General features: G+C 73.9%; 8 protein-coding genes and 1 pseudogene. 5 read left to right on the top strand and 4 right to left on the bottom strand.

Annotated elements, in window-relative coordinates; all coding sequences use genetic code 11:
• The 4 genes and pseudogenes from GTY56_RS31775 to GTY56_RS31760 form a co-directional block, all read right to left on the bottom strand.
• Window positions 1–1,715, bottom strand: a pseudogene (locus tag GTY56_RS31775) (hypothetical protein); the annotation flags it as partial.
• A gap of 37 nt (window positions 1,716–1,752) precedes the next feature.
• Complete coding sequence (locus GTY56_RS31770) at window positions 1,753–2,634, bottom strand: hypothetical protein (protein ID WP_161368739.1); 882 nt, start codon at window positions 2,632–2,634, stop codon at window positions 1,753–1,755.
• A gap of 31 nt (window positions 2,635–2,665) precedes the next feature.
• On the bottom strand, window positions 2,666–4,192 hold the full coding sequence (locus GTY56_RS31765) for a hypothetical protein (RefSeq protein WP_161368738.1): 1,527 nt from the start codon (window positions 4,190–4,192) through the stop codon (window positions 2,666–2,668).
• An 80-nt stretch (window positions 4,193–4,272) separates the two neighbouring features.
• Complete coding sequence (locus GTY56_RS31760; RefSeq protein WP_161368737.1) at window positions 4,273–4,968, bottom strand: GntR family transcriptional regulator; 696 nt, start codon at window positions 4,966–4,968, stop codon at window positions 4,273–4,275.
• A 171-nt stretch (window positions 4,969–5,139) separates the two neighbouring features.
• Between GTY56_RS31760 and GTY56_RS31755 the strand changes: the two genes are divergently transcribed.
• Genes GTY56_RS31755 through GTY56_RS31735 form a run of 5 tightly spaced genes read left to right on the top strand, consistent with a single transcriptional unit; the run spans window position 5,140 to window position 9,519 of the window.
• Window positions 5,140–6,441, top strand: a complete 1,302-nt coding sequence (locus GTY56_RS31755; protein WP_161368736.1) for an MFS transporter — start codon at window positions 5,140–5,142, stop codon at window positions 6,439–6,441.
• Window positions 6,438–7,265, top strand: a complete 828-nt coding sequence (locus GTY56_RS31750) for a putative hydro-lyase (RefSeq protein WP_161368735.1) — start codon at window positions 6,438–6,440, stop codon at window positions 7,263–7,265. The genes GTY56_RS31755 and GTY56_RS31750 overlap by 4 nt, the downstream gene beginning before the upstream one ends.
• Before the next feature lie 15 nt (window positions 7,266–7,280).
• Window positions 7,281–8,039, top strand: coding sequence for a LamB/YcsF family protein (locus GTY56_RS31745; protein ID WP_161368734.1), 759 nt, complete (start codon window positions 7,281–7,283; stop codon window positions 8,037–8,039).
• Window positions 8,036–8,653: a 5-oxoprolinase subunit B family protein gene (locus GTY56_RS31740; RefSeq protein ID WP_161368733.1), complete on the top strand. Its 618-nt coding sequence runs from the start codon at window positions 8,036–8,038 to the stop codon at window positions 8,651–8,653. Before GTY56_RS31745 ends, GTY56_RS31740 begins: the two co-directional genes overlap by 4 nt.
• Complete coding sequence (locus GTY56_RS31735) at window positions 8,650–9,519, top strand: 5-oxoprolinase subunit C family protein (protein ID WP_161368732.1); 870 nt, start codon at window positions 8,650–8,652, stop codon at window positions 9,517–9,519. Before GTY56_RS31740 ends, GTY56_RS31735 begins: the two co-directional genes overlap by 4 nt.
• The last annotated feature ends 52 nt before the right edge of the window (window positions 9,520–9,571 follow it).

The raw sequence follows: 9,571 nt of genomic DNA, 5'->3' as shown, positions 1-9,571 counted from the left end.
CGGCTCTCGCCGGCAGCGGCTTCGCGGGCGTGCTCCGTGGCGCGGCGGGACGCCTCGCGGGCCGCGTCCCAGGCCGCGACGGCGGACTTCTCGGCGTCGCTGGCGGCCAGGGCCGCCCGGGCCGGGTCGGCGTCGGGCGCGGAGTCGTCGAGCCAGCCGGCCCGCACCGCCTCGGCGGTCTCCTGCTCGACCTCGGCGAGGCGCTGCTTGAGGTGTCCGACCTCGCTGCGGGCGCGCTGCGCCTGCGTGGCGGCGGCGGTGGAGTCGCGGTAGGCCGCGTCGCTGACCTCCTGGAGGGCTGCGGAGCGCTCCTCTTCCTCGTTGGCGTGGCTCTCCGCCTTCTCCGCGGCCGCGTGCAGGGCCCGTACGAGGTCGACGGCGGCCTTGGAGCGGGCGGCCAGCGCCGGGGCGGCGTCCCGCTCGGCCTCCTGGATCGCGGCGGACACGCGGGTGACGCGGTCGGAGGCGGCGCGGTGGCGCAGCACGGCCTCGGCGGCCTGCCACGCCGCGTACAGGGTGCGGGCGTCGGCGAGCTCGCGCTTCTGCGCGGCGGCGGACTTCTCGGCCCCGGCGAGCGCGAGCGAGGCGTGCCGGTAGGCGAGTTCGGCGGAGATCAGCGCGCTGCGCTCGCGGGCCGCCTCGGCGTGGGTGACGGCGTAGGCGGCGGCGGTGACGCGCTGGGCCAGGTCGGCGGCCCGGACGCGCTCCCGGACACCGCGCGCGGAGAGCCGGCGGGCCAGGGTCCGGGTGCGGCGCTCGGCGCCGGCGTGGATGTCACGTGCGCGGGAGCGGGCCTCGGCGGCCTCCACGATGCGTCCGAGAAGGTCGACGGACCCGGCGGTGAAGTCGCGTTCGGCCATCAGTTCGGCGCGGCGGCCCAGCTTGTTGCCGAAACCGCTGACCAGGTCGGCGAGCCCGTCGGTGTCGCGGGTGTCGGTGACGGCCCGCAGCAGCAGATCGGTGAAGTCGGCGTCCTTCTTGACCGCGAAGAGACCGGCGGCCTCGCCTTCGTCGGCGTTCATCTCGCGCTGGTAGCGGAAGAGTTCGGGGTCGAGGCCGAGGTCGCCGAGGTGCTCGATCCAGCGGTCGTGGATCTCCTCCCAGTGCACCTCCAGGTGCGGGTACGTCTTGCCCGCCTCCGTCAGGGCGTCCCGGAAGCCCTTCATCGTGCGGCGCCGCCCGCGCGCGCTGGACTGGCCCTCGACCGGGGCCCGTACGGCGGTGGCCTCCGCCACGGGGAGGTTGTCGAGGCTCAGTCCGGGCCCGGGGCGGAAGGAGTACCAGGCCTCGGCGAACTTCCGCGGGTCGTTGGAGACCTGCCGCCCGCGCCACTCGCTGACCTTGCCGACGACGACGCACTCACCGGTCAGCACGTGCTGCCACTCCAGCGCGACGTGCCCGCAGTCGTCGGCGAGCAGGAACTTGCGCAGCACGCCGGAGCTGGCGCCGCCGAGGGTGTTGCGGTGGCCCGGCAGCATCACGGAGAAGATCAGCTTGAGCAGCACCGACTTGCCGCCGCCGTTCTCCAGGAAGAGCACGCCCGCGGGGGCGGGGCGGCGCGGCGGACCGGCCGGCTCCTCTTCGAAGAACTCCGCCTGCGTGGGGGCGGGGTCGGGCACGATCTCGCCCACACCGCGCAGGTCAAGCACGGTGTCGGCGTAGCGCGCACCGGCGGGCCCGATCGAGTAGAGGCGGACCCGGGACAGCTCGTACATGGCGGACTCTCGTAAGTCTTCGTCAGGTGGGGGGAGTTCAGGAGGAGTGGAACGGCAGCCCGGCGTCGGCGACCAGCTCCAGGTCGTCGCCCTCCTCGGGGGGCAGCAGCGTCGGTGTGCCGTCGGTGACCGGGACGACGCCCAGCTCCAGCAGCTCGGCCAGGGCGGCGCTGCCGGCCAGGTCGCGGACCTGGAGCTGGTAGCGGGCGGTCGTGCGGTACGTGCCGCCGTGGTCGTCGCCGGTGCGCTGGAGGAAGCCGGAGTCGGTGAGGAACGCGACGGCCTTGGCGACGATGCCGGTGGTCGAACCGGCGAGTCGGCGCGCGTCCTTGGTGGCGCCGGTGGCGCTGCGCCGCACCCAGATCCGCCAGGCGGCCTCCAGACCGGGTGCGTCGGTCGCCGGGTCGGTGTTCTCGCCCTGTTCCTCGGCGCGCTCCTCCAGCCGGCGGCAGGCCTGGCGCACGAAGGCGTCGACGCCGTTGACCGTGACGCGGCCGATGTAGCCGTCGTCGGCGAGGTCCTCGGGGCGCGGGAACGCCATGGCGGCGACGGCGAGATGGGCGAGGCCGTGCAGGAACCGGTCGCCGCCGTCGGCGGACGTACGACGCGCGTAGTCGCCCATGCGGACGGCGAACACCGAGTCCTCCGCGGCGGTCACGGCCATGCCCGCCCGCGGGGACACCTCCAGGACGATCAGCCCCAGACCGGTCGCCACGGCGTCCGCGAGCCGCGCGAACGGCGGGTCCTCGCGGTAGCGCCGCAGCAGGTCGGCGTACTCCTGGTCCCGGGCGGGCTGCAGCTTGGGCTGCAGGCCGAAGGACACGAGCCGCGCCGCGTCGGCGGCGTCGGCGGGAGTGACGGCGGCGCCGGCCGCGAGGGCCGGTCCGTCCGGCTCGCTCCACTCGACATGCTCGCTCACGGTCGGGACTCCTTGTGCCACTCGTGCTGACTCATGCTGCTTCCGTCCGGTCCGCCGCCATCCCCGCCGCGTCCAGCAGTGCGGTGCCGACGATCAGGTCCGCCCCGCCGAACTCCGGGTCGTCGAGCTCGGTCCCGTCGTCCACGGCGAACAGCAGCCTCTGCTCGCCCTGGCGATAGGCCGTACCCACCGGCGGGCTGGCAGCGTGCACCGCAAGCAGGGCCACCAGGTAGGGCAGCTCGGGATCCTGCATCCGGGCCTCGGCGAGGAGCCCCGACAACCGGCGCGGCGCGTCGGGGGGCAGGTCGAGCAGCTCCTGCGCCGCGGCCATCTGCTCCTCGCTGAACCGGCTGTCGTCCGGCGTGGCGATCAGGTCGGGCTCCGGCATCTCCGCACCCAGGTGGTCCCGCTCCGCCGGCGGCGTCAGCAGTATGTCGACCAGGTCGCCGACCCGCACGGACACCGGCGTGCGCAGCCCGGTGCCGCGGCCGAAGAAGGCGTCGGTGACGCGGACGGCCTGTTCCAGCGGCAGGGGCAGCACGGGCGAGAGGAGGTGCCCGTACAGGTCCGTTCCCGAGGTTGTCATCGGGGTGGCGAAGGCCTGCCGGTCCTGCTCGGCGCGGAACAGGGGTCCGGCTTCCAGCAGCCGGGACTGCAGCTGTGTGTGCCGCCGGATGCAGTCCTTGACGATGTCGACGAGCTCGGCGGCGCGGCGCTTCTGCTCGGGGTCCTCGGATTCGTCACGCGCCTTGCGGATGTTGGTGAGGATCGCGTTCTCGTGGCGGTAACGGTCGGCGACGTGCTCCAGCGCCTCGGCGATCATGTCGGGCACGGTGCTCAGCCAGTCCACCGCGCGCACGTTGCGCCGGGTCGCGTCCAGGGCGCGGCGCAGGGTCTCCGAGTACTGGACGGTGCGGTAGCGGGCCTGTTCGGCCGCGAGCTGGGCGTCGGCGAGCCGGCCGCGGCTGATCAGCACCTCCAGCTTGACCTCGGCGGCGATCTGCGCGCTGGTGACGTCCGTGTCCAGGGCGCCGACGAGGACGTTGACCGCCTCGTCCGTCGTGCGGAGGTAGACGGTGCCGCCGGGGCCGGGGACCTCCTCGATCAGCTTGAAGTCGTAGTCGCGGCGCACATAGGTGCCGTCGGCGCCGAACGTGCCGTACACGGCGCGGAAGCCGCGGTCGACGCTGCCGACGTTGATCAGGTTCTCCAGGACCCAGCGGGCGACCCGCTCGTGCTCGGCGGCGGGCCGCTGGGCGGCCTGGGCGGCGATGCGCGGGATGAGGCGGGCGACGATCTGGTCGTGATCCGCGCCCGTGTCGAAGTCCATGTTCAGGGTGACCAGGTCGATGGCGGCGAGGGCGACCTCCGCCATGCCGTACACCGAGTACTCGCCGGCCAGGTTGGCCTTGCGGGCGTCCAGGTCGTGCAGCGGCGCGGTGCAGGCGAGCGCGCGCAGCCGCCGCGCCAGGCCCTCGTCGGCGGCCGGCCCCGGGGCGGGGCGCGGCCCCGCGCTGAGCTGGGGCGGAACGCTGTCCGTCGATGCAGGCGAAGTCACGGTGCACAGACTAGGTCCTGGGTCTGACAACCACCCAAACGACGCGGTACGCCCTCCGCGCCGGGCGGCTGGGGGCGCCTTCAGCCGTCCTCGCCGACCCGCCGCCGGTACACCTCGACCACGCGCTCCAGCGAGTCGTCGAGGTACCCGGCGAGCAGGTTCTCGGCCCTTTCCCGGTCCCCCGCCTGAAGAGCCTCCAGAATCGCGACATTTCGTGCGATGTACGGCTCGTGCAGGCGCTGCGGCTCGTCCACCACATGGAAGGCCAGCCGCAGTTCGGCGAAGACGCTGCGCATCAGCTCGGCGGTGCGCTCGCTCGCGGCGAGGGCGACCAGTTCCCGGTGGAAGTGGATGTTGGCCGTACCCACACCCTTCCAGTCACCTTCCCGAGCCGCCCGGCGCCCCTCCACCACGGCGCCGGCGAGTCCGTCGAGGCCGTACGGGGGCTCGCCCAGACCGCGTACGACGGCGCACTCGACGAGCCGCCGGGTGCGGTAGATGTCCTCGACGTCCTCCACGGTCAGGACCCGGACGAAGACTCCCCGGTTCAGCTCGTGGACGAGCAGACGCTCGTGCGTGAGCAGCCGGAACGCCTCGCGCAGCGTGTTGCGGGAGACGCCGAGGGCGCCGCCGATGCTGTCCTCCGACAGGCGGGTGCCGGGAGGGAAGTAGCCCTCGGCGATCCGGCTCCTGAGGATGTCCGACACCCGCTCCGCGGTGCTGGTGCGCCCCAGGAGAGCCCGGTCGTCGGCGAGGTCCTTCAGCTGCTCTGCCATGCCGGAATTCAATCGCAGATCCCAAGAACGAACCAACATGGGTATTGAGGGATCGTTGAACAATCCTCTACGGTGCTACGCACGGCGTCGCTCCCCCACCGCGGCGCCGACCGCTTCCGCACGGCACGGCTCACCCACAAGCACCCTCCGTCCTCCCTCTGCGAGGTGCCCATGAGCACGACCCCTCCACCACAGGCCCTGACCGACGACACACGCCCCGCGACCAGTGAACGCACCTCGGACGACGGGGCGTTCGGCTGGCTGCGCGCACTGGGCCCGCGCGGCCGCCGCGCCTTCGCCGGCGCCTTCGGCGGCTATGCCCTGGACTCGTACGACTACTTCACGCTGCCGCTGAGCATGGTCGCGCTGTCCGCCTACTTCGGTCTCAACAGCGGCCAGACGGGCCTCTTCACGACGGTCACCCTGGTGGTCTCCGCGGTCGGTGGCGCCCTCGCGGGCGTCCTGGCGGACCGTGTCGGCCGGGTGAAGGCACTGATGGTCACGGTGATCACCTACGCGGTGTTCACCGTCGCCTGCGGTTTCGCGCCCAACTACGAGACGCTGCTGGTCTTCCGCGCCCTCCAGGGCCTCGGTTTCGGCGGCGAGTGGGCGGTCGGCGCGATCCTGGTCGCCGAGTACGCGAGCGCCAAGCACCGGGGCCGGACGCTCGGCGCGATCCAAAGCTCCTGGGCGGTGGGCTGGGGCATGGCCGTGATCGCCTACACCGTCATCTTCTCGCTGGCCGGCGACGACCTGGCCTGGCGCATCATGTTCTGGACCGGGGCCCTGCCCGCGCTGCTCGTCATCTGGCTGCGGCGCAGCGTGCACGACGCCCCCGAGGCGGCCGCGGCGCGTGAACAGAGCGCGGAGAAGGGCTCCTTCAAGGCCATCTTCAAGCCCGGCCTGCTCCGGGTCACGATCTTCGCCGGGCTGCTGTCGACCGGTGTCCAGGGCGGCTATTACACACTGGCCACCTGGGTGCCGACGTATCTGAAGTCCGAGCGCGACCTGTCGGTCGTCGGCACCGGCGGCTATCTGACGTTCCTCATCTCGGGCGCCTTCATCGGCTACCTGACCGGCGGCTACCTCACCGACAAGCTGGGCCGGCGGCGCAACATCTGGCTCTTCGCCCTGCTCTCCGCGCTCTGCATCCTGGCGTACGCGAACATCCCGAGCGGCGCCAACACCCTGCTCCTGGTGCTCGGTTTCCCGCTCGGGTTCTGCATGTCGGCGATCTTCAGCGGCTTCGGGTCCTACCTGAGCGAGCTGTACCCGACAGCGGTGCGCGGGACGGGGCAGGGCTTCACGTACAACACCGGCCGTGCGGTGGGTGCCGTGTTCCCGACGACGGTCGGGTTCCTGGCCGACAGCTGGGGCGTCGGCGGCGCGCTGGTCTTCGGTGCGATCGGCTACGGCATCGCGGCGCTCGCGCTGCTGGGGCTGCCGGAGACGCGCGGAAAGGAGCTGTCGTGAACCGCACGAGTACCGAGGACCGCCCCCTGCTCCTCGTCGACGAGCACGCGCGCGCGTGGAGCCCCGAAACGGCCCGCTCCCGCTTCCGGGCGGGCCTGAGCGGCCCCACGGCCGGGGTCGCGGCGGGCCACACCCAGGTCAACCTGATCTCGGTGCCCGCCGACTGGGCCTACGACATGCTGCTGTTCTGCCAGCGCAACCCCAAGCCCTGCCCGGTCCTCGACGTCACGGAGGCCGGCTCCTGGACCACCGTGCTCGCCGACGGCGCGGACCTGCGCACCGACCTGCCGCGCTATCGCGTGTGGCGGGACGGCGAGCCGGTCGACGAACCGACGGACGTGCGCGCGTACTGGCGGGACGACCTGGTGTCGTTCCTCGTCGGGTGCAGCTTCACCTTCGAGTGGGCGCTGGGCGAGGCGGGCGTGCCGATGCGCCACGTCGAGCAGGGCCGGAACGTGCCGATGTACGTGACGAGCCGGCAGTGCCGTCCGGCGGGGCGGTTGCACGGCCCGCTGGTGGTGTCGATGCGGCCGGTACCGCCCCGGCAGCTGGCGGCGGCGATCCGGGAGAGCAGTCTCATGCCGGCGGTGCACGGAAGCCCCGTGCACTGCGGCGATCCCGCGGGCCTCGGCATCGACGACCTCGGCCGCCCCGACTTCGGGGACCCGGTGGACGCCGAGCCGGACGACATCCCGGTCTTCTGGGCCTGCGGGGTGACCCCGCAGGCGGCCGTGATGGCCTCGCGTCCGCCGTTCGCCCTCACGCACGCCCCGGGGCAGATGTTCCTCACCGACGCCCGCGACGAGCAGTACCGCGTGGCCTGACAGGAGACACGGCACATGACCTCGATCGACCTCAACGCCGACCTCGGCGAGGGCTTCGGCCGCTGGCGGCTCACCGACGACGAACGGCTGCTGTCCGTCGTCACCAGCGCCAACGTGGCTTGCGGCTTCCACGCCGGGGACGCGGTCACCATGCGCCGGGTGTGCGAGCTGGCAGCCGAGCGCGGGGTCCGCATCGGCGCCCAGGTGTCCTACCGGGACCTGGCCGGGTTCGGGCGGCGCGCGATGGACGTGCCGCCCGCCGAGCTGGCGGCCGAAGTCGCCTACCAGATCGGCGCCTTGGAGGTCTTCGCACGCGCGGCGGGTGCCGGCGTGGCCTACGTGAAACCGCACGGCGCGCTCTACAACCGGGTCGTGCACGACGAGGAGCAGGCCGCCGCGGTCGTCGACGGCGTGCTCCTCGCGGACGCCGCGCTGCCCGTCCTCGGGCTCCCCGGCTCGCGCCTGCTGGAGCTGGCCGGGAAGGCCGGACTGCCGGTCGTCACCGAGGCGTTCGCGGACCGGGCCTACACCGACGCGGGCGCCCTGGTGCCGCGCACGCTGGAGGGCGCCGTGGTCACCGACCCGGAGGCCGTCGTGGAGCGCTCCCTGGGCCTGGCCCGTTCGGGAGAGGTCGTCTCCCGAACGGGCACGCGCATCGGGGTACGCGCGCGTTCCCTGTGCCTGCACGGCGACACCCCGGGCGCGGTGGAGCTGGCGCGCCGGGTGCGGGAGCGGCTGGAGGCGTCGGGGGTCCGGGTGGAGGCCTTCGCATGAAGGTCCTGCCCGTCGGCGAGGACGCCCTGCTCGTCGAGGTCTCCTCGGGCGACGAGGCCCAGGCCCTGCACGCGGAGCTGCTGCGGCGCCGCGCGGAGGGAACGCTCTCGGTTCGCGAGATCGTGCCCGCGGCCCGCACGGTCCTCCTCGACGGCCTCGACGCCCCCGCCCGGCTGGCCGCCGAACTGACCGCCGCCGACCTGCCGGCCGCTCCCCCGCGCGCGCGTGACGTGGTGGAGATCCCGGTCCGCTACGACGGCCCGGACCTGGCCGAGGTCGCCGCGCACTGGGGCGTGCCGGTGGGGGAGGTCGCCCGTATCCACGGCGACACCGAGTTCCGGGTGGCCTTCTGCGGCTTCGCACCCGGCTTCGGCTACCTCACGGGGCTGCCGCCGCGCTACGACGTCCCGCGCCGGGCCACTCCGCGTACGGGCGTCCCGGCCGGGTCGGTCGCCCTCGCGGGCCCGTACACCGGCGTGTACCCGCGCTCCTCGCCCGGCGGCTGGCAGCTCATCGGCACGACGGACGCCGTGCTGTGGGACCACGCGCGCGTGCCGGCCGCTCTGCTGTCACCGGGCACACCGGTGCGGTTCGTCCCCGAGGCGGGGTCATGACGGACCGCGCCCTCGCCGTCGTCCGGGCCGGGGCCCTCACCACCGTGCAGGACGCGGGCCGCCCCGGGCACGCCCATCTCGGCGTCCCCCGCTCCGGGGCGCTGGACCGGCCCGCGGCCGGCCTCGCCAACCGGCTCGTCGGCAATCCGCCCGAGACGGCCGTGCTGGAGACGACCCTCGACGGCTGTGCCGTACGCCCCCGGTCGGACGTCACCGTGGCGGTCACGGGTGCGCCCTGCCGGGTCATGGTGGACGGACGTCCCGCCGCCTGGGGCGCGCCGGTGCGCGTGCCCGCCGGTGCGCTGATGGACGTCGGCCGCGCTGTGTCGGGCCTGCGCGCCTACGTGGGGATCTCCGGGGGGATCGCGGTCGAGCCGGTGCTCGGCAGCCGGTCGACGGACCTGCTGTCGGGTCTTGGCCCGCCCCCGCTCGTGGACGGGACGGTGCTGCCCCTGGGCCGGCCGGCCGGCGTGCACGCGCGCGTGGACGTCGCCCCGCAGCCGGCGCCACCGGCCGAGCTGGTGCTGCGGGTGACGCTCGGCCCGCGCGACGGCTGGTTCACACCCGAGGCCCTACGGGCGTTCGTTTCCCGGCCCTACCGGGTGTCCTCCGCGAGCAACCGCATCGGACTGCGCACGGAGGGGCCCGCTCTGGAGCGGGCCCGGCCGGGTGAACTCGCCAGTGAGGGCATGGTGCTGGGCGCCGTGCAGGTCCCGCCGGACGGCAGGCCGGTGGTGTTCCTGGCCGACCACCCGACCACCGGGGGCTACCCGGTGATCGCCGTGGTCCGCGCGGCCGACCTCCCGCCCGCGGCCCAAGCGGCCCCGGGCACACCGGTCCGCTTCGTGGCCGTACGCCGCCGCTAGGGGGTGTCCGCAAGTCCCGCCTGCCCTGCGGCTTCGCGGACACCCCCCAGGC

Origin of the sequence: Streptomyces sp. SID5643 (genome assembly GCF_009872555.1) — a bacterium.
GTDB lineage: Bacteria > Actinomycetota > Actinomycetes > Streptomycetales > Streptomycetaceae > Streptomyces > Streptomyces iakyrus.
Note: the sequence above shows the minus strand (reverse complement) of the source record. Positions and strands in the feature narration are given on the sequence as shown.